This window comes from Duganella radicis, from assembly GCF_009720825.1.
Lineage (GTDB): Bacteria > Pseudomonadota > Gammaproteobacteria > Burkholderiales > Burkholderiaceae_D > Rugamonas > Rugamonas radicis.
In genome coordinates this window covers 79,137-96,845 of the sequence record NZ_WNKY01000018.1, presented here as the reverse complement: position 1 = coordinate 96,845, position 17,709 = coordinate 79,137, and the positions used below count along the sequence as shown (strand labels likewise).

Here is a 17,709-nt window from a genome sequence, read left to right as displayed (position 1 = left end):
CTTTTGAAGCAAAGAGCATGTAACCATGGGCGAGAAAGCCATCATTCGACTCGGCGACCGAACCTCGCACGGGGGCACAGTCATCGAAGGCCATCAAGTTCTGATCATTCATGGAAAGCCCGCCGCAGGTGTCGGCCACAAAGTCCACTGCCCCAAATGTTCAGGGACGATTACGATCGTTGAAGGCGCGATGAATTTCTCTATGATGGGCATCAATGTGGCTGTCGAAGGCATGAAGACCTCATGCGGCGCTACCCTCATAGCCTCACAAATTACGGACACAGTCGAATATGGCACCGGCAATGCTGGTGATCCGACCTCTCGCCCCGCGCCTGCGTCTTTGGTCCCTCCTTCTGCTTTGCAGGAGAAATCAGGCTCGCCAGCATCAACCGCCGCGCAGGGCAATGAATCAACTGATAACTACGACGAGCAGGTGCGAGTTGTCGATCAGGATGGGCAGCCTATTGCAGGTATGCCTTATCACATCACTGACGAGACGGGAAATGCCTATAAAGGCGTAACCGACCGTGATGGCTGCTGCGAGCGTGTGTACACCGAAAGCGTTCAGTCCCTGAAAATTTTGACCGGTGTGCTCGCAATGGAGAAATGGCAATGAGCGCCTTCGAGTTTAAGACGCCGACCAACAACAAGCCCGGTTCCCGACAGGATGTGATCAGTCATCAGATGCCAGCTCGGGCCTTCTTTTTTATCATTGTCGAAGAGGTGGGCAAAGATGGATTCCTGGTCAGGAAGGTATACGCCTCCCCAGCCAGCCCCTACTTGTCCAGCATGAACCTCTCGCCGTTGGCTCAGCTAAGCCAGGTTCAACCAGAAAAATACGGTCTCATGCCCAAGCAGTGGGGCGCGCCACCTACCGTCGCAGAGCATGTGATGGGCAACCATGCCTCGTCCTACGTGTCGTCCAGTTCCATCTTCCCGCAGGGCTCGCCTCGCTTCGACGGCCGCTCAGTGTTCATCGATATCGCGAAAGCAAAGGCCTCCGGGGCGCGCTTGGTTTCGACACAGGAAATTTTGGCGTCCTTGCAGGCGTATAAGGTCCAGAATCCACATCTGGCAAAGCGTATCGACAAGATCGCCAAGTATGTGGCAGATTTCGACAAGGAGGTCTTGGTTCACGGCGAAAAGATTCCGGCCAAAGCGATCTTCAATCCGAACTCCTTGAAGGTCGCCAAGATAGCGACAGGCGCTGGGCGCGTGGTACAAGTGCTGGGGATCGTTCTGACCGCGTATGATTTGAAGCAGGCGTCGGAAAAATCGTTCAAGGCCAAAAGCGTAAAACCAATTTCCGCCGAGGTCATCCGGCAAGCCGGTGGCTGGGGCGGCGCCGTAGCCGGCTTTAAAATCGGCGGTGTCGCAGGTGCGGCACTCGGCATCGAGACCGGGCCTGGCGCGGTGCTGACAGGACTGGTCGGGGGCCTCATCTTCGGTACAGCGGGCTACTTCGGTGCCGATTGGGTTGCCGACCACATCGATAAAAACTGAAAACCTGATGAACATTTTTAAACGAATCGGCGCCGCGCTGGGAGGCGTAAAGCAGGAACACGAGCTTGCACGAGATTACCCGCAAGGCAGCCTGCCTCCAGCGCCGGCATTCTCCAGCTATCCAGAGAAGACGCATCTTGGAGATCAAGGCATATTTGCCTATCGCATGGAATTCATGGTCGCCGAGGCGCATGGAAGTCTGGTGCTGGATGCGATCAACTCCGAGTTCCAACTGGAGAGCCAGGCTGTTTTCCAGGAAGGGCATCTGGTGAACGGAGCGCGGTCGATTCACTTTTCACTCCGGCCGGAGTTTGGCGGCGCACGCGTTGCCATCGTGACCAACTCGGTTCAACTGCTGGAAAAAATCGATGCCCTCAAGCTTCAACCGCCACCGCCATGGATAGTTTTCCCGGACGCGGACCCATCTGCCTTAGGTAGCTTGCAAGGCTCGATGGAATATTGGTGGGACTGGTTCTTCCAGCCGTTCTGGGCATCCGCTGACGCCGCTACACGTGCACGCTACCTGACCATCTACCCCACCGACCAAGAATGGCGGGACTATTTGATGTTGCATACGCCGCGTTAAAAACCGATGCTGACGCACGCACGTCGTCGCCTCACTCTCTTACGTAGGCGCGGTCCGCCAATCCTCCGCTGCCTCCAGCTCCACGGAGTCGAACACCAAGCGCCTACTCAACATTGCATTGCGGTCGCACAAGCTGCTGCGACTCGCTATGAAATACCCTCGGCCTTTCTACTACTCCCTCAAAGGCCGGAAAAATGGAACCGAACAAAACCGACGATGACCAAGCGCCGTTCGAAAGTACGATGAAATCGCTGGAAGCGCAGGCCACTAATGTCGGCGCGCATCTGGCAATCGACACAAAAGCACGTCTGATCTACGCTCAAGAAATTAAACGCATGTCAGATACCCTTCGCGCTGACGTGGCAGCGCGAAGGATCACGTGGGCGGCGGCGGCTCGTCAAGCGCAGGAAACGCGAAATCTGATCATGGGAATCATGCGCTCACGGAGCACACCTGTAGGGCGCGCGTTTGCTGAAAAGGTGAAATTGAAAGGCCTCTCGCTTAATCAACTCATTGCGCTGAAAACGGTCGAACTGTACGGCGAGAAGGCGAACTTCTCGCGTCTTTCAAGTGTCAAACAGAACGCGATCTATGCGCGCATAGTAACGTCGGCAGGCAACTCCAACACCATCGTCAATCGCGTCATGGGCAGTCTTACATATGCAGGGCGAGGTGTACTTTTCGTCGCGATCGCTTTGTCTTTATATACGATCGCAGCGTCATCAAATAAGATGGCGGCGTTTAAGAAAGAGCTTGCCGTCAATGGGGCAAGTGTCGCTGGAGGGATCGCAGGCGGGGCAGTTGCTGGTTTGGCTTGCGGTCCGGCAGCCCCGATTTGCGTTACAGTAGGCGCGTTTGTTGGGGGCGCACTGGCTGCATTTGGCACATCTTATGTTTGGTAGGACTCCCATGGGATTGATCCACGCTCCAGAATATTGCACGCGCCTGGTCGAGCCTTCGATGCCCGATGTGCAGCCGACGAGTGAAATCATCGTTGCCGGCACCAACACCCAGAAATTCGTCGCCGGGGCGGTGTTTCAAGCCGCCTTGCGCTGGAACGATTACCTGCTGCTGTTCCTGACCGACGACGTTATTTTTGAAGAGACGCTGAACATCTACCTATTGGACAAGGATCTGAATATCGTCGACCTGGCGCGCATGTACCACATGTACTCGACAGGGGTCTTTTCCGACCTCGATCTGTCTGAACCGGATACCGTCCGCTTCCGTTTCTTCGAGGGGCTGGTCTGGACGCTCAGGCTGCTCAACGAGCAAGCGTTTGCAGTGCCTTTCTTTTCCGATCCCACTGGCGTGCATAGGCCATTCAAGTTTTTCCGCAGGTTCCACCTGCACAGCCACCCAACGTCCGGAAAGTCCCGGTCGAAGATATCGGAAAACGCCGACGAGAAAATTTTTGCGCCGAGTGATCCTCAGCCGTAAGTGCGTTTTCTTGAACTCGCCACGCAACACTTGAATCGTGCACCGCCCACAGCATGGTACGCTATCGCACAGTTATTTTTTAAATAACTTTAATAATAGTTTATCTAACCACACAGAGGATGCTATGCTGAAAATGTCGATGATGGCAGTAATCATTGCGGCCGCTGCAAGCGCACACGCCGAGGAAAAGACTTTCGATATCGTGTATCAAGGTCTGTATTCAGTCGATGATCATGTTTTCCAGCCTGATAAAACCTTGAAGGTGACCCTCACCGTCGACGACTTGGACGGCAACGGCGATTATTCGGAAAACGAAGTGAAGGCGCTGAAGGCCAGCCATATCGACTACAAGGGCAGCTGCACCGTCGAGCATTGCCTGGAATACTTCAACTGGGTCCGCGGCAGCTTGCCGGATTACAGCGCGGCCTATCATAGCTTCGACGGCTTCTACAACGAATTGACGATCGTGAACCCGGGCGTGGAGTACCGGGAATTCGTGCAATCCAACTTCGGCTTCCGCTATGACCTGACGTGGCACTGGACGGCCGACACGCAAACCACCATCACGCAAATCAGCGCGGTCCCGGAACCATCCAGCTACGCCATGCTGGGTGCGGGCCTGGCCTCCTTGGCACTGGTGGCACGCCGGCGTCGCAAACACAACGATATGTAACGGACAGCAAAAAAAATGCCTGTCCCGCCCTTTCTCTGCAAGATCACAAGGGCTCGTCGCGGCGAATACCGTCGCGACGCACGATGCGCGCCGGTATTCCCACCACTGTGACATTCGGCGGCACGTCTTTGACCACGACCGCGTTGGCGCCGATCTTTGAGTTCTCCCCGACAGTCGCCTTGCCAATGACTTTTGCTCCCGCACAGACAGTGACATTGTCTTCGAGTGTCGGACAGTCGGTTTCGTTCGAATATCCTATTGTGACTTGCTGATTTATCCAGCAATTCGCGCCTATGCTTTTTGCCGCAACAATGGTCGAAAAGCCATGCTGAATAAATAGCCCAGGCCCTATCTCTGGCGTGGCCAGAAACAAGGTATCCATCTGTCGGCAGAAGACATTAAAAAAACCGCCAAACTTCCCCATCCTGTAATAGCAAAGATTCCTGAATTCTGGATAAAAAGTCATAAAAAACAGGAAGTTAGGATACAAATCCCCCTGAGGATCATTACGGATAATTTTCGCCCATCTCTTTACGTCGCAGGCAATTTTTTCCTTATTCATCCAGAGCGAGAGGAATAGGAGATGCGGGATCAATCTTATAGAACTTGCCATTAAAATAAAATAACGCATGAATTTCTTCGTAGATTAGATTTCGCTGAAGCCGCAGCGATCTTGCCACAGGCCCTTCACATGTTACAGAAAATTTAATTTTCTACAAAGATTTTCTGTGAGCATCCATCTTTCCATTCGATAACTTTTACGCCACGGTTCCGTCACAACCAATAACCAGCGCGCACCAATTGACAGGTGGCTCCTTGCAAATTACAGCGATATCGTTACAGGTATCGCTCACAGCTTGTTTGTTCGGAAACCAATAACGAAATTGCCAAATATCAGCAAAATTGATGCAAATTCGAACATCATTAGCCGCTCGATTGCATAAAAAGCATGAAAAATCAATTTTTTTTAATAATGAGACTTTTGGATAGATTTCTTGCATACGTATATGGCTAGAATTTATAGCCAAGAAGCAATATTGCAAGAATGTTTAAGCTCAATGCCATTGAGCAGCTTTACCCAAGGCGAAAATATATTTGCCCTTATTCTGGAGACATCAAGTTGAATATTCTAAACACCGCCGGCCCGTGCCACCTGTCGCCACTCGTGCGAAGCTCATCTTTCCACGCAATATTCCGCCACGATTTAGTTAGAAAAGTCGTAGCGTAAATCTGAAAACCTCGTGAGTTAATGTACAGCGTATGGAATACCAGGCGCTGCGGATCAACTCAGCTTTATTAAAATAAAGTGTTTAGTTCGAATGGCTAAACTTCGAAGTTTTCATGAAATTTAATTGCGAAACAGAATTAATTGACGTTACCTTAAATTAAGCATCAACGGTCGTCAGGCCTGCTTCAAGAAGCGCATGAAAAATAACCTGGGTTCTCACGTGAAAAAAATTCTAGTTACCGGCGGAGCAGGATTCCTCGGCAGTCATCTCTGCGAAAAGCTGCTTGAAAACGACGTGGAGGTGCTGTGCCTGGATAATTTTTTCACGGGCAAAAAATCGAATATCGCGCATATGCTGGGCCGGCCCTACTTCGAGCTGATTCGGCACGACGTTACTTCGGCGATTTCTCTCGAAGTGGATGAGATCTATAACCTGGCTTGCCCGGCTTCGCCTGTTCACTACCAATATGATCCGGTCCAGACCACGAAAACTTCAGTCATCGGCGCTATCAATATGCTTGGATTAGCGAAACGGACGGGGGCAAAAATCCTCCAAGCCTCCACTTCGGAAGTGTACGGCGATCCCGAGGTCCACCCGCAGGTGGAGAGTTATTTTGGTTCGGTGAATCCGGTGGGCGAACGGGCCTGTTACGACGAGGGAAAACGCTGCGCAGAAACCTTATTTTTTGATTATCGGCGCCAGCATGATTTACCGATCAAGGTGGCCCGAATATTCAATACCTACGGTCCCAAGATGCAACCCGGCGATGGCCGGGTGGTGAGTAACTTCATCGTACGGGCCTTGCAAGGGGCGCCAATTGAAATTTATGGCAGCGGCAATCAAACCCGGAGTTTTTGTTACGTCGACGACCTGATCGGCGGCCTGATAAAGCTGATGGCTACGGACGACCGCTGCACCGGACCAATCAACCTCGGCAATCCGGTTGAATTTACCATGGTGAATCTGGCGAATTTAATATTGCGCATGACCGGTTCCAGCAGCGAACTGGTATTCAAACCCCTCCCCCAGGACGATCCCTTGCGGCGCAAGCCCTGCATCGAATTGGCGAAATCGCAGCTGAATTGGACACCGAAAATCTCGCTGGAACAGGGTCTGGACAGAACTATCTCTTATTTTTCCGCGCTGCTAACAGCCGGCCATTTGTAATCTTTTTCGATAGATCATGAATAAAAATTCAGCTAACCGCGGCGTGTATTTTCTGGCGAACGACAAAGTCTATGAGCTGGCGGTCGCGTTCCTGAATAGCTTCCGGTTTCATAACAAAGACATGGCACTTTGCCTGATCCCTTATGACAACGATTTCAGTAAGATCGCAGCCCTGAGCGCGAGCTATTCCTTCACGGTATTCGAGCAGCCAGAGCTACTGGCCAGTTGCGACACGATCAGCGAAAAATTCCACGGCAGGACGTTGGGCGCATACCGTAAGTTCGTGACTTGGGAAGGGCCGTTCGACGAGTTTATGTATATCGATATCGACACGGTGGTGCTGGATTCGGTTGATTTTGCGTTTTCCAACCTGGAACACTGCGACATATTCACCTCTCATTCGAATATTGAAAGCATCAGGAAATGGGTCTGGAAGGACTCCATTTTCGGGAAAAATGCTTTAAGCGAGCCACAGATCGCCTTTGCGGCGAATACCGGCTGCTTCACCAGCAAAAAAGCGCTGATCACACTGAACCATGTGCTGGACCGCGTGCCCGCCGCCCTGGCGCTTAAGGACGATATGGAATTGGCGTGCATGGAGCAACCTTTCCTGAATTACGTGATTGTCACGTCCGGCCTCAGGTACGGCAGCCTGTTGATGTTTTTAGTGAATGGCATAAATCCCAACGTCAAGCTGGAGATGTGGGCCGGCAACCCAGGCGCGACCGTGGATGGCGGCAGATTTTACGTACCGAATTATCCGCCAATTTTCCTGCTGCACTGGGCTGGGATATGGCAATCGGACAATGGATCGCTGAGCGATCTGCCCTATAAAAATCTCTGGCGTCACTATCGCTATCTGAACGCTTGAGCTTTAAAGATGCTTGCCAATTGGCAATCAGCAGTCAAAAGGGTTCCTGGGTGCTCTTTTGATTGATCTTTCCCACCCATGATTTCAGGAGTTAATAATGCAAGAGCTGTCGATCAAAGAAATTGAAGAAGTTAGCGGTGCGGGCGAACTGAGCGGCTGGGGCTTCGCCGGCGCCGTGCTGGCGGTAGGCGCAGGCACCATCGCTGTGGCGACTGCCCCGGTATGGGGCGCCATCGGCGGCGTGCTCGCCATTGCCGCCGTCGGTGCTAACGCCATGGCGGTCTACTCGGCTTAACGCGTCATGAAGAGTGGGGGAATTCTAGACAACCACCACTCTTTACCACGGCTGTACAACTTATGGATGGGGGACAGATGACTGATTTTCAGCGAAAAAAAGAAGCTGCGCTAGCCTTGCTACGCCGGACCAGCATTACGCAGCGCAATTATGCGCCGCCCACGTTTCCATTCCTTTGGCGCCTGGGCGTCCAGGTGCCGCCACCGCATTTCATCGGTTTCTTTCCGCTGGTGCTCATCATGGGACTGCCGTTCGGCTTTTGCGGCCTGGGGCTTTACATGATGGACTTGGGGGACAAGGATTTCAATATCGGCGCCGCCACTGCCCTCGTGCTGCTCGTCACCGCCTTCTTTGGCGGCGGGATCAGCTTTTACTATCGCACCAGCGCCCGCCTGCACCGGCTGCCGGCCTGGAAAGATCTCTAGCCGCCACGCTTTCCCGCAGATTAATCATTTTGTCCTGACGATAGGCGTTTCATGGATGTTCAGCCGTTATTCCGCTCCGAGGCAGTGAAAGCAAGGCAAATTAAATGGCTCGGCGATATCGTCCTGGTGCGCCCCGTTTCATTTACCTTGCTTTGCTGCTTCGCCACCTGCTGCGCGGCGCTGGTGCTGGCCTTCCTGTTCTTCGGCAGCTACACCAAGCGCGCCACAGTCACCGGACAACTGGTGCCCGACCTTGGCCTGGTCAAGGTGTATGTTCCGCAGCCGGGCATCGTGGTGAGAAAAAATGTCGTCGAGGGCCAGCATGTCAAGCAAGGCGAGGTGCTGTATGTGCTCTCCAGCGAGCGCTACAGCGACACCCAGGGCAGCGTGCAGGCAACCATCAGCAATCAGCTCCGGACCCGCCAGGATTCACTGCGTGCCGCCTTGGAAAAGACCCGCAAGCTCAACGAGGAAGAGCGCGCCGCGCTGGTCACCCGCATCGACGGATTGAAGTTCGAAATGGCCAAGATCGACAGCCAGATTGAAGGCCAGGCAAGCCGGGCAAAGCTGGCCGAGGATGCGCTGGCGCGGATGCGCGAACTGTCCTCGCTCAACTTCATCTCCAAGGAACAGTTGCAGCAGCGGCAGGCCGACCTGCTGGATCAGCGCGCCCGGGTGCAAGCGCTGGAGCGTGATCGCATCAGCTTGGCGCGCGACCTGGCCAGCCAAAAGAGCACGCTCGACAGCATTCCGCTGCGCCAGCAAAACCAGCTGGCGCAGATCGACCGCGACATCGCCAGCCTGGGACAGGAGTTGACCGAAAGCGAAGCCAAGCGCCGGCTGGAGATCACCGCCCCCGAGGCCGGCATCGCCACCGCCGTGACGGCGGAGGTCGGCCAGATGGCGGACGGCGCCAAGCCGCTGCTGAGTCTGGTGCCGTCGGGTGCCCAGCTACAGGCCCATTTGTATGCGCCCAGCCGCGCCATCGGTTTTATCAAGCCGGGCGACAAGGTGTTGATCCGCTACCAGTCCTACCCCTACCAGAAATTCGGCCAGGCCGAGGGCACGTTGAAGTCGGTTGCCAGGACCGCGCTGGCGGGCAATGAGCTGGCCAGCATCAGCGGCATGAACGACGCCGCCACCGCCGCCGAGCCGCGCTACCGGATCACCGTCAAGCTGGCGGCGCAGACGGTCCAGGCCTACGGCCAGCCGCAGCAACTACAGGCGGGCATGCTGCTGGAAGCGGACGTCATGCAGGAAAAGCGTCGCATCTATGAGTGGGTGCTCGAACCCTTGTACAGCCTTACCGGAAAACTTTAATCCAGGTCCTCCGCATGCGTTTCCTTGGCGACATCCACTTCGGCTTCGGCCGCCAGCTACCCTCCATACTGCAAACGCAGGGGACCGAGTGCGGTCTCGCCTGCCTGGGCATGATCGCCGGCTACCACGGTTTCCACAGCGACCTGGCCAGCCTGCGCCAACAGTTCGCGATCTCGCTCAAGGGCGCGACCTTGACGCACCTGATCAAGATCGCGCGCCAGATGCACCTGGAGTCGCGTCCGCTCAAGCTTGGCTTGGACGACCTCAGACAACTCAAGCTGCCCTGCATCCTGCACTGGAATTTCAACCATTTCGTGGTGCTGAAGGCGGTCGGGGCCAAGAGCATCACGGTGCACGACCCGGCCGCCGGCGTGCGCGAAATCGCCCTGGATACAGTATCCGAGTCGTTCACCGGCGTCGCGCTGGAACTGTGGCCCAGTCCCCTATTCAAGCCGCAGGAGCGGCGCCAGGCGATCAAACTGCGCAGCCTGATGGGGCGCACGAGCGGCCTGGGCCGGTCATTCGCGCAGATCCTGCTGCTGGCGGCGGCGCTGGAGGTGTTCGCGCTGGTCAGCCCGTTCTTCCTGCAATGGGTCATCGACAACGTCATCGTGTCCGGCGACCGCGACCTGCTGGCCACGCTGGCGCTGGGCTTTGGCCTGCTGATGCTGATGCAGAACGCCGTCAGCGCCATCCGCTCCTGGGTCATCATGTACATGGCGACCACCCTCAACGTGCAGTGGCGCGCCAACGTGTTCACGCACCTGATCCGGCTGCCGGTGGAGTACTTCGAGAAACGCCACCTGGGCGACACGGTCTCGCGCTTCGGTTCGGTGGACCAGATCCAGCACACGCTGACGACCTCGTTTCTGGAAGCAATCCTCGATGGCGTCATGGCGACTGTGACACTGGTGCTGATGTTCGTCTACAGCCAGCTGCTGGGCTGGATCGCGGTCGGCGCCATGGCCCTGTACGCGCTGACGCGCTGGATCTGGTACCAGCCGCTGCTCAAGGCCACCGAGGAGCAGATCATCCACGCGGCCAAGCAGCAGAGCCACTTTCTGGAAACCATCCGCGGCGTCAAGGCCATCAAGCTGTTCCAGCGCCAGGACGAGCGGCGCGCCAGCTGGCTGACGCTGCTCGTGGACCAGGTCAATGCCGACGTGCGCAAGCAAAAACTGCAATTGCTGGCGCAGACCCTCAACGGCCTGCTGTTCGGCATCGAGAATATCCTGATCGTCTGGCTCGGGGCCAGGCTGGTGCTGAGCGGCGACTTCAGCGTTGGCACGCTGATGGCATTTTATGCCTACAAGGGACAGTTCGGCACCCGCGTCGGCTCGCTGATCGATAAGTTCACCGAAGTCAGGATGTTGCAACTGCAAGGCGAACGGCTGGCCGACATCGTGCTGACCGCGCCCGAGGAACTGCACGGCAGCGGCGCGGCCAGCGCCGCCGTGGCGGCCGACGCGGCCATCGAGGTTAGCAACCTGCGCTTGCGCTACGCCGAACACGAGCCCTATGTGCTTGACGGCGTCAGCTTCAAGATCGCGGCCGGCGAGTCGGTGGCCATCGTAGGCGCCTCGGGCTGTGGCAAGACCACCCTGCTGAATGTGTTGCTGGGCGTGCTGCCGGCCAGCGAGGGACGCGTCACCCTCGGCGGTGTCGCGCTTGAGCAGATCGGCATCGACAACCTGCGCCGCGTGGTGGGGACGGTCTTGCAGGACGACGTGCTGTTCGCCGGATCGATCGCGGAAAACATCAGTTTCTTCGATCCGCAGGCCGACCCGGCATGGGTGGCCGAATGCGCGCGGCTGGCCGCAGTGGCGGCCGAGATCGGCGCCATGCCGATGGGCTTCAACACCTTGGTCGGCGACATGGGGACGGTGCTGTCGGGCGGCCAGAAACAGCGCGTGCTGCTGGCCAGGGCCCTGTACAAGCGGCCGCAGATCCTGTTCCTCGACGAGGCCACCAGTCATCTGGACATCACCCGGGAATACGAGGTCAACGCCGCCGTCAGGGGACTGAACATCACGCGCATCATCATCGCCCATCGGCCTGAGACGATCGCCTCGGCCGACCGCGTAATCGTGCTCGAGGCGGGGAAAGTGGTACAGGACGCGGCCGTGGCGGACCTGTACCGGCAGGCCACGCAGGCCGCGTGAAGAAAAACGATTTCAAGGGGACACCATGCTGGACATAAACGAATTCAAGGACAACCTGATCGGCTATGAGTGCGTGCGCGTGCGCGACACCCAGACCATTTGGCTCAACGACACCTCTCACGATGCGCTGGCGGAACTGCCCGGCCCGGGATCGCCGGCCGCCAACTTCACGCGCCACTTTTCCTTCGCCCCCAGCGCCAACCGCTGCTTCACCGAGGCCGAGCTGGATCATGACGAGCGCCGCGTCTATCAGGCCGAGCGCTACGGCGGTGGCGGCGTCGGGGTCAATGGCGGCGGGGGCCGGGTAGGCAATCTGGGCCGATTCCAGGTCAAGGGCGTCGGCCCCAACCCGGTGACCGGCAGTGGCGCGGTATGGCATTCGTACGGCTCGCTGAACCTGGTCGACGCGGCGTACGAGGCCATTTATTCCTCGGTGCTGGCCCCGCTGCTACCGCTGGGCTGTGCCAAGGTGCACGGTCTGATCCGGACCTCGGCCACCGGCGCCTACCACGCGGCGCAGGCGGGCGCGGGCGCGGCCACGCTGTCGCCGACCGCCGGCGCCTTCCTGGTCCGCGAGCAGACGCTGCGGCCGGCCCACTTCATGCACGCCGAGCGCTTCGCACTGGCCAGGCCAACCACGCTCAAGCAGGAACCCCAGCGCGTGCGCGCGGTACACCGGCAACTCAAGAGCAAGTTCGCCAGCCCTAACCACTTTGTCCAGTTCATCGGCAAGTTCATTCTGTCATGCTGCAAGCAGTTTGCCTTCGCCCGCGCGGCCCGCATCGCGCACGGCGGCGTCACGCCATCCAACCTCTGCCTGGACGGCCGCTGGATCGACCTGACCGAGGCGCGCTTCCTGAGTGGCGGCCAGAATTTTCGCGGCACGCCCTCTTTCTACGACGAGCCGCAGGTGATCGCCGAAGTCGTTACGCAACTGGTCCATGTCTTCGGCAAATCGAATCAGACCCAGTTCAATCCCGCCCCGCTGCTGCGCTATTTCCAGAGCGCGTACAGCGGCTGCTTTGCCTACTACGCCCTGGTCGTGATGGGCTTGCCCGACGCCGGGCTGGAAGCGCTTGCCGAGAGCGAGGATGGCAAGGCCTACACGCAAGCCTACGCCAGTGTGGTACTGCGCGGCAAACAGCCGCGCGTGGAACTGCCGGCCCAGCCCGACCCTGCCGACCCGGTGATCGCCTTCATGCGCCTGTCCTACCTGTCGCTGGCGGCGCCGTCGGCCTGTGTGGCGCCGGCGGGCGTCCTCCTGCGCTGCCAGCCTGCGCAGGCGCAGGCGGCATTGACCGCGTTCCACAAGCTATTCCACCTGTCGCTGGCCCGAGCGGCCGATGCCCCCGGTACCGCTGGCGGCCTCGACGCTTTCCGCTTCGGCGGCATCGCCTGCGCCATCAAGGCCTTACGCTGGGCCTGCCTGTCGGCGTATTTCTACCGTGACAGGATCACCTCCCACCTGTATTACCTGACGACCGATCGGCCCGACGAGCTCGGCGCGTTCATCCAGCAATGCATCGATCAGTCGCGCTGGATCTTCGATCGGGCCTGCGCCGGCGAGGTCGTGATCCTCGACAACGCCACCGTGCGCGTCGTTTTCGACCAGGCCCAGGGGCGTTACCGCGTCAGCGGTGCCAGCACCGCCGCATTCGACCGCTACCGCGATTGCCTGGCCTTTCTGCGCGACCGCTATCCACGCCTGCGCCTGGCAGGGGACTTCGACCCGGCGTTCTACCTGGACGGAATCGCCGAGCCCGTCACGGCGCTGGAGCAAATGACCGCGCTCCCTGCGGCGGCCACCCCGCTGGAGGCGTGAGCGATGACGCCACCGAAAATCCTGTTCGTCAGCTATGAGTTCGGCCCCGTGGTGTCGGGCGGCGTGGCGCGCGTCATCAACGGCTTGTGCACCGCGCTGACCGGCAAGGTCGACTTCGATATCTTCCTGCTGCAATGGCGCGTGGAGATCGACAATTTCTCCGGCGACCTGTACCGGGGGGGCGTCGATCCGCACAGCTATTTCACCCTGTACACCGACACCGTGCGCGCGCTGATCGACCAACATCGCTACAACGTGGTCCACATCATGCACGCGGGCGAGCATACCTATGAGATCGTCCGGTGCCTCCGGGCGGCGGCGGTCAAGGTTGAAATCGTGTTCAGCCTGCACTCCATCATGAAGTACGACCGGGCGCTCAGGAAAGCCTCGGAGCAGGACCTGTTCCACGAGGAATATCTGCTCAAGAACAGCGATCACGTGCACCTGCTGACCGAGACCGCGCGGCCGTGGGTACGGGCGGCCTACCCCGACTACCGTCCGGCGCACGACTTCCACGTGATTCCCAATGCCATCGCCTGCCCGCCCGCGCGCCGGCCAGCGTGGCCACGGCCGCCCACCCGGACGGTGCTGTCCATCTCGCGCTGGAGCCATGGCAAGGGCCTGGAGTACGTGCTGGATGCCATACCCCACGTGCTGAAAGCGGTGCCGGACGCGCACTTCGTGCTGGCAGGCCGCAAGGAAAGCAGTTGGGAAAACGATGTCGCCACCTATGTCCGCAAGATCGACGCCAAGATCCGGCAGTTGGCGGCGCACGTCACGGTGTTCGGTTGGCTGGACGATGCGCAGAAAGACCAGCTCTGCGCCAACGCCGCGCTGGTGGTCATGCCCAGCGAGATGGAGTACTTCCCCTACGCGATACTGGAACCGGCGGCCGAGGGCATCCCCATTATTTCCAGCCGCATCCCGGGCAGCCTGGAGATTCTCCGCGAAGGACAGGACTGCCTGATGTACGAGCCGGGCGACGTGCTCCAACTGGCGCGTCACATCGTTACCCTGCTGGGCAGTCCCGCCCTGGGCGAGCAGTTTGCCAGGAGCGCCTACCAGCGCGTCTCGACCGCCTTTACCTGGGACAGGATCAGCGACCTGTACCGCGATTGTTACCGGCGCGTGCTCGGCACCGGGATCGAAGGCCGGCAATGTTAAGGTACTGCCTGGTCAACAGCGGCTTCACCGCCTCCCCGCATCTGCCTGCCGGTGTCGAGCAATGGCCAGCCGCGTGTGGCGGTGAACTGGTCGAGCCGGACGCCCTGGGAACGGCGGCCGCGTGCGCGCGCTATGACATCATCCACATGGTGTATTCCGCCGCCACTCTCCCGCTGATCGCCCAAGTGCATCGCCTGCTCGGCCCACGCCGCGCGGCCAGGCTGGTGCTGTCATTCCCGGCCATCCATGCCGGACGCCCGCCAACGGACCAGCACCACGCCCTGGTCGAGGCCTGCGCACGGGCCGACCTGTTATTCGGCCCCGACTACGCGACCGCCCGGCACTACGAAGACCTCATCGGCCAGCCCGTGCACGTGCTGGCCCACCCGGCCGACCTGGGCAGGTCGGCCGTGCCACTGCGGGCGGATGAAAAAATCGCCTTCGTGATGAGCCCGGAACGCTACGCCGAGGCCCGCCGTGCATTCCCACAATTGCCCGCGCCGGGCGGACGGGCGCGCTTCCGGGGACGCGCCGTGGAACTCATCAGCGACCAGCTTGGCAGCGATGCCGGCCTGCTTCAACGCCTGAGCCAGTTTGCCTTCATCTGCCTTGACGCCGAGCTGGAAGGGCAAGATGCCGCCCTGATCCATCTGGCCTCGCTCGGCTGCGCGCTGATCGGCGGTGGCCGGGCCGAGGTCACCAGGCGCTGCTTCGCGCTCAGCGCCCACCTCGCGTTCCAGGACACGCTGAAAACGCTGGACTGGCTGCTGCACGATCCGGACGCCAAGGCCTACATGCTGGAATACGCGGCGGACAAGCTGGAATACTACAACCATGGCAACAGCAGCCAGCGCCTGTGCCGCTTGCTGGGAGCGACCGGCAGGGACGCCCTGGCGCCGGCGTCCAGCGCCGCCGGCCGGGTGGTCTACCTCGATGCCATCGCGCATGCCAGCGGTCCCGCGAGCGTGGCCTACGACATCAATGAATTCGTGGTGGTCTGCCTGGTCAAGAATGGCGCGGAATACCTGCCCTCCTTCCTGCGGCACTACCGCCGTATCGGCGCCCGGCATTTCTATTTCATCGACAACGGGTCGACCGACCGCACCGGCACGCTGCTGTCGCAACAGCCCGACGTGACGGTCTACCGTACCGCCCTCGTGTTCAAGAAATTCGAAAGCGAAATGCGCCGCGTCATTATCGAACGGCATTGCCAGTCACGCTGGTGCCTGTCGGTCGACATCGACGAGCTGTTCGAGTTTCCCGGCCACGGCAGCGTGACGGCCGCCGACTTCCTCGGCTACCTGAACGCCAACCGTTACACGGCGGTGGTGGCCTACATGCTGGACATGTTTGCCGTGCGCGGGCAGGACGACAGCGTGTACCTGGAGGATACCTACACCAACTTCTCGCTGGACGACGTGACGCGGGAAGACTACTTTTCCGGCTTTGAGGCGTTTTGCAGCAACAACGTCTTGCCCTGCGCCGAAATCGGCAATTACTACGGTGGCGTACGGCAAAGCCACGTCAAGTCCGGCGAGTCCAGATTCCTCCTGACCAAACACGCCCTGCTGTTCATCGACCACCATCTGGAAGCGGTCACCATGCCCCACTTCTGCAACAACGCCCGGATCGCCGATGTGACTTGCCTGCTCAAGCACTACAAGCTGACCGCCTCGCTCAAGACGCGCATCGAGGATGGCATCAAGGCCGGAACGTTCCCCTTCATTCTCAAGGACCAGGTCGCCGCCTACCTGTCCCTGCTGGGCGCGGGCGCCGACTACACGCAGGGCCGCGGCTCCACCGTCTACACCGGCGTCGACTACTTGCTCGACCGCGGCTTCCTGCATGCCTCGGCCGCCTATCGCCAACACCTTGCGCGGGCCGCGAGGTCGTCGGCCGTGGCGGACCAATCAGGGAGCACGCCATGATGAAATACAGTTTCGTCATCCCCACCTACAACAATAAACACAACCTGCTCGTCTCGCTGGCAGCGCTGGCGCGCCTCGACTACCCGGCCGCCGCCTACGAAGTGATCGTGGTGGACGATGGCTCCTCCGACGGTTTGCTCGCCGCGCTGCACGAGTTTCGCGCGCACTTCGGACTGAAGACGGTGCGGATCGAGCGCGATGCCCGTTCCTGCCGCTCCCGCGCCCGCAACCACGGATGGCGGGCCGCGCGCGGACAGGTGGTGGTTTTCATCGATTCCGACATCATCGTCAAGCCGGATTACCTGCTGCAACTGGACCGCTATTGCGGCGGTGACTGCCTGGTGATAGGAACCCGTTTCCACGCCAGCGACAAGGTACAGGCGCACAGCGTCGCGGACGGCTCGCTGTTCCGGTCGCTGCGGTTCTCGGCAGATAATTTCTCATCGCTGGACTACCGCTACCTGGTCTTTTCGGCCCAGTCCTTCAACGGCCGCGCCATCCCCGACGCCTGGCTGCACGCGTACTCCTGCAACCTGGCGCTACCCAGGCACTGGCTGGCGGCCAGCGGCGGTTTTGACGAGAACATTATCGACTGGGGACTGGAGGACATCGAGCTGGCCTATAGGCTATCCAGGCTCGGCATCCACGTCGAGATCAATCCCTATCTGGAGACCATCCACCAGGCGCCGGGACACCGGGACGATATTGCCATCGGCAGCGCCCGCCTGTCCGGCTATCTCGACAACATTCGCTACTTCCTGCGCCGCCATCCAGCGGCGCTGGCCCACTATCCCGACCCCGTCGGCGTGCTGGTCCAGGGACATGTCTATCAGGAGCCCGCGCCCGGGGAGCAGGATCTCTGCATCAGCAACTACGAGGAAGATTGCCCGCAGGCGCTGGTGGCCGCGCTGCTGCGCCAGGGCGAAGGCCGGCACCCCCGGATTTTCCTGTTCGATTACGCCAGCGCTTCCGGCCTGGACGTGCATGTGCAGAAGGCGCATTCGCCTTCCTGCCCGATCCACTATTTCCCGATGCGCAGGAAGGTCGATATCGCCGCCATGACGCAATACATCAACACCATGCGCAGCCGCAGCGCCGTACCGGCCTGAGCCGCGCCACGACAC

General features: G+C 59.3%; 17 protein-coding genes. 16 read left to right on the top strand and 1 reads right to left on the bottom strand.

Annotated elements, in window-relative coordinates; all coding sequences use genetic code 11:
- Positions 1-25: 25 nt before the first annotated feature.
- The 6 genes from GM676_RS17320 (at position 26) to GM676_RS17295 (ending at position 4,202) form a co-directional block, all read left to right on the top strand.
- Positions 26-616, top strand: coding sequence for a PAAR domain-containing protein (locus GM676_RS17320; RefSeq protein ID WP_155464997.1), 591 nt, complete (start codon positions 26-28; stop codon positions 614-616).
- Positions 613-1,503: a glycine zipper family protein gene (locus GM676_RS17315; RefSeq protein WP_170304313.1), complete on the top strand. Its 891-nt coding sequence runs from the start codon at positions 613-615 to the stop codon at positions 1,501-1,503. The genes GM676_RS17320 and GM676_RS17315 overlap by 4 nt, the downstream gene beginning before the upstream one ends.
- 7 nt (positions 1,504-1,510) lie before the next feature.
- The gene (locus GM676_RS17310; RefSeq protein WP_155464995.1) at positions 1,511-2,089 is read left to right on the top strand and encodes a hypothetical protein; all 579 of its coding nucleotides are present in this window, start codon (positions 1,511-1,513) and stop codon (positions 2,087-2,089) included.
- Between the two features lie 194 nt (positions 2,090-2,283).
- Positions 2,284-2,991 (top strand): hypothetical protein, encoded by a 708-nt coding sequence (locus tag GM676_RS17305; protein WP_155464994.1) that lies wholly within the window; start codon positions 2,284-2,286, stop codon positions 2,989-2,991.
- Between the two features lie 7 nt (positions 2,992-2,998).
- Positions 2,999-3,529: a hypothetical protein gene (locus tag GM676_RS17300; RefSeq protein ID WP_211923249.1), complete on the top strand. Its 531-nt coding sequence runs from the start codon at positions 2,999-3,001 to the stop codon at positions 3,527-3,529.
- A gap of 139 nt (positions 3,530-3,668) precedes the next feature.
- Positions 3,669-4,202, top strand: a complete 534-nt coding sequence (locus tag GM676_RS17295) for a PEP-CTERM sorting domain-containing protein (protein ID WP_229262740.1) — start codon at positions 3,669-3,671, stop codon at positions 4,200-4,202.
- A 43-nt stretch (positions 4,203-4,245) separates the two neighbouring features.
- Here GM676_RS17295 and GM676_RS17290 read toward each other — a convergent pair whose 3' ends face one another.
- A complete protein-coding gene (locus tag GM676_RS17290) occupies positions 4,246-4,833 on the bottom strand; it encodes a serine O-acetyltransferase (protein WP_211923248.1) in 588 nt (195 codons plus the stop codon).
- 793 nt (positions 4,834-5,626) lie between these two features.
- On the opposite strand from GM676_RS17290, the gene GM676_RS17285 reads away from it, so the two are divergent.
- The 10 genes from GM676_RS17285 to GM676_RS17240 all read left to right on the top strand — a co-directional run bounded on the left by GM676_RS17285 (position 5,627) and on the right by GM676_RS17240 (position 17,694).
- Positions 5,627-6,598 (top strand): UDP-glucuronic acid decarboxylase family protein, encoded by a 972-nt coding sequence (locus GM676_RS17285; protein ID WP_155464992.1) that lies wholly within the window; start codon positions 5,627-5,629, stop codon positions 6,596-6,598.
- A gap of 16 nt (positions 6,599-6,614) precedes the next feature.
- Positions 6,615-7,469, top strand: a complete 855-nt coding sequence (locus GM676_RS17280; protein WP_155464991.1) for a hypothetical protein — start codon at positions 6,615-6,617, stop codon at positions 7,467-7,469.
- Between the two features lie 97 nt (positions 7,470-7,566).
- On the top strand, positions 7,567-7,764 hold the full coding sequence (locus tag GM676_RS17275) for a hypothetical protein (protein WP_155464990.1): 198 nt from the start codon (positions 7,567-7,569) through the stop codon (positions 7,762-7,764).
- A 77-nt stretch (positions 7,765-7,841) separates the two neighbouring features.
- Positions 7,842-8,189, top strand: a complete 348-nt coding sequence (locus GM676_RS17270) for a DUF6404 family protein (RefSeq protein ID WP_155464989.1) — start codon at positions 7,842-7,844, stop codon at positions 8,187-8,189.
- Between the two features lie 51 nt (positions 8,190-8,240).
- Entirely contained in the window at positions 8,241-9,509 is a 1,269-nt protein-coding gene (locus GM676_RS17265) for an HlyD family secretion protein (protein WP_155464988.1), read from the top strand.
- 14 nt (positions 9,510-9,523) lie between these two features.
- Positions 9,524-11,671, top strand: coding sequence for a peptidase domain-containing ABC transporter (locus GM676_RS17260; protein ID WP_155464987.1), 2,148 nt, complete (start codon positions 9,524-9,526; stop codon positions 11,669-11,671).
- A 25-nt stretch (positions 11,672-11,696) separates the two neighbouring features.
- Positions 11,697-13,493 (top strand): hypothetical protein, encoded by a 1,797-nt coding sequence (locus tag GM676_RS17255; RefSeq protein WP_155464986.1) that lies wholly within the window; start codon positions 11,697-11,699, stop codon positions 13,491-13,493.
- A gap of 3 nt (positions 13,494-13,496) precedes the next feature.
- Positions 13,497-14,657, top strand: coding sequence for a glycosyltransferase family 4 protein (locus GM676_RS17250; RefSeq protein ID WP_155464985.1), 1,161 nt, complete (start codon positions 13,497-13,499; stop codon positions 14,655-14,657).
- Positions 14,651-16,585, top strand: a complete 1,935-nt coding sequence (locus tag GM676_RS17245) for a glycosyltransferase family 2 protein (RefSeq protein WP_155464984.1) — start codon at positions 14,651-14,653, stop codon at positions 16,583-16,585. Before GM676_RS17250 ends, GM676_RS17245 begins: the two co-directional genes overlap by 7 nt.
- Entirely contained in the window at positions 16,582-17,694 is a 1,113-nt protein-coding gene (locus tag GM676_RS17240) for a glycosyltransferase family 2 protein (RefSeq protein WP_155464983.1), read from the top strand. Before GM676_RS17245 ends, GM676_RS17240 begins: the two co-directional genes overlap by 4 nt.
- Positions 17,695-17,709 lie beyond the last annotated feature (15 nt).

Excerpts from the sequence above, each read along its gene's own strand:
- GM676_RS17270 (WP_155464989.1), top strand. The coding sequence starts at position 7,842 with ATGACTGATTTTCAGCGAAAAAAAGAAGCTGCGCTAGCCTTGCTACGC.
- GM676_RS17280 (WP_155464991.1), top strand. The coding sequence starts at position 6,615 with ATGAATAAAAATTCAGCTAACCGCGGCGTGTATTTTCTGGCGAACGAC.
- GM676_RS17240 (WP_155464983.1), top strand. The coding sequence starts at position 16,582 with ATGATGAAATACAGTTTCGTCATCCCCACCTACAACAATAAACACAAC.
- GM676_RS17265 (WP_155464988.1), top strand. The coding sequence starts at position 8,241 with ATGGATGTTCAGCCGTTATTCCGCTCCGAGGCAGTGAAAGCAAGGCAA.
- GM676_RS17245 (WP_155464984.1), top strand. The coding sequence starts at position 14,651 with ATGTTAAGGTACTGCCTGGTCAACAGCGGCTTCACCGCCTCCCCGCAT.
- GM676_RS17285 (WP_155464992.1), top strand. The coding sequence starts at position 5,627 with ATGAAAAATAACCTGGGTTCTCACGTGAAAAAAATTCTAGTTACCGGC.
- GM676_RS17305 (WP_155464994.1), top strand. The coding sequence starts at position 2,284 with ATGGAACCGAACAAAACCGACGATGACCAAGCGCCGTTCGAAAGTACG.
- GM676_RS17260 (WP_155464987.1), top strand. The coding sequence starts at position 9,524 with ATGCGTTTCCTTGGCGACATCCACTTCGGCTTCGGCCGCCAGCTACCC.
- GM676_RS17275 (WP_155464990.1), top strand. The coding sequence starts at position 7,567 with ATGCAAGAGCTGTCGATCAAAGAAATTGAAGAAGTTAGCGGTGCGGGC.
- GM676_RS17250 (WP_155464985.1), top strand. The coding sequence starts at position 13,497 with ATGACGCCACCGAAAATCCTGTTCGTCAGCTATGAGTTCGGCCCCGTG.
- GM676_RS17320 (WP_155464997.1), top strand. The coding sequence starts at position 26 with ATGGGCGAGAAAGCCATCATTCGACTCGGCGACCGAACCTCGCACGGG.
- GM676_RS17315 (WP_170304313.1), top strand. The coding sequence starts at position 613 with ATGAGCGCCTTCGAGTTTAAGACGCCGACCAACAACAAGCCCGGTTCC.
- GM676_RS17295 (WP_229262740.1), top strand. The coding sequence starts at position 3,669 with ATGATGGCAGTAATCATTGCGGCCGCTGCAAGCGCACACGCCGAGGAA.
- GM676_RS17310 (WP_155464995.1), top strand. The coding sequence starts at position 1,511 with ATGAACATTTTTAAACGAATCGGCGCCGCGCTGGGAGGCGTAAAGCAG.
- GM676_RS17300 (WP_211923249.1), top strand. The coding sequence starts at position 2,999 with ATGGGATTGATCCACGCTCCAGAATATTGCACGCGCCTGGTCGAGCCT.
- GM676_RS17290 (WP_211923248.1), bottom strand. The coding sequence starts at position 4,833 with ATGCGTTATTTTATTTTAATGGCAAGTTCTATAAGATTGATCCCGCAT.
- GM676_RS17255 (WP_155464986.1), top strand. The coding sequence starts at position 11,697 with ATGCTGGACATAAACGAATTCAAGGACAACCTGATCGGCTATGAGTGC.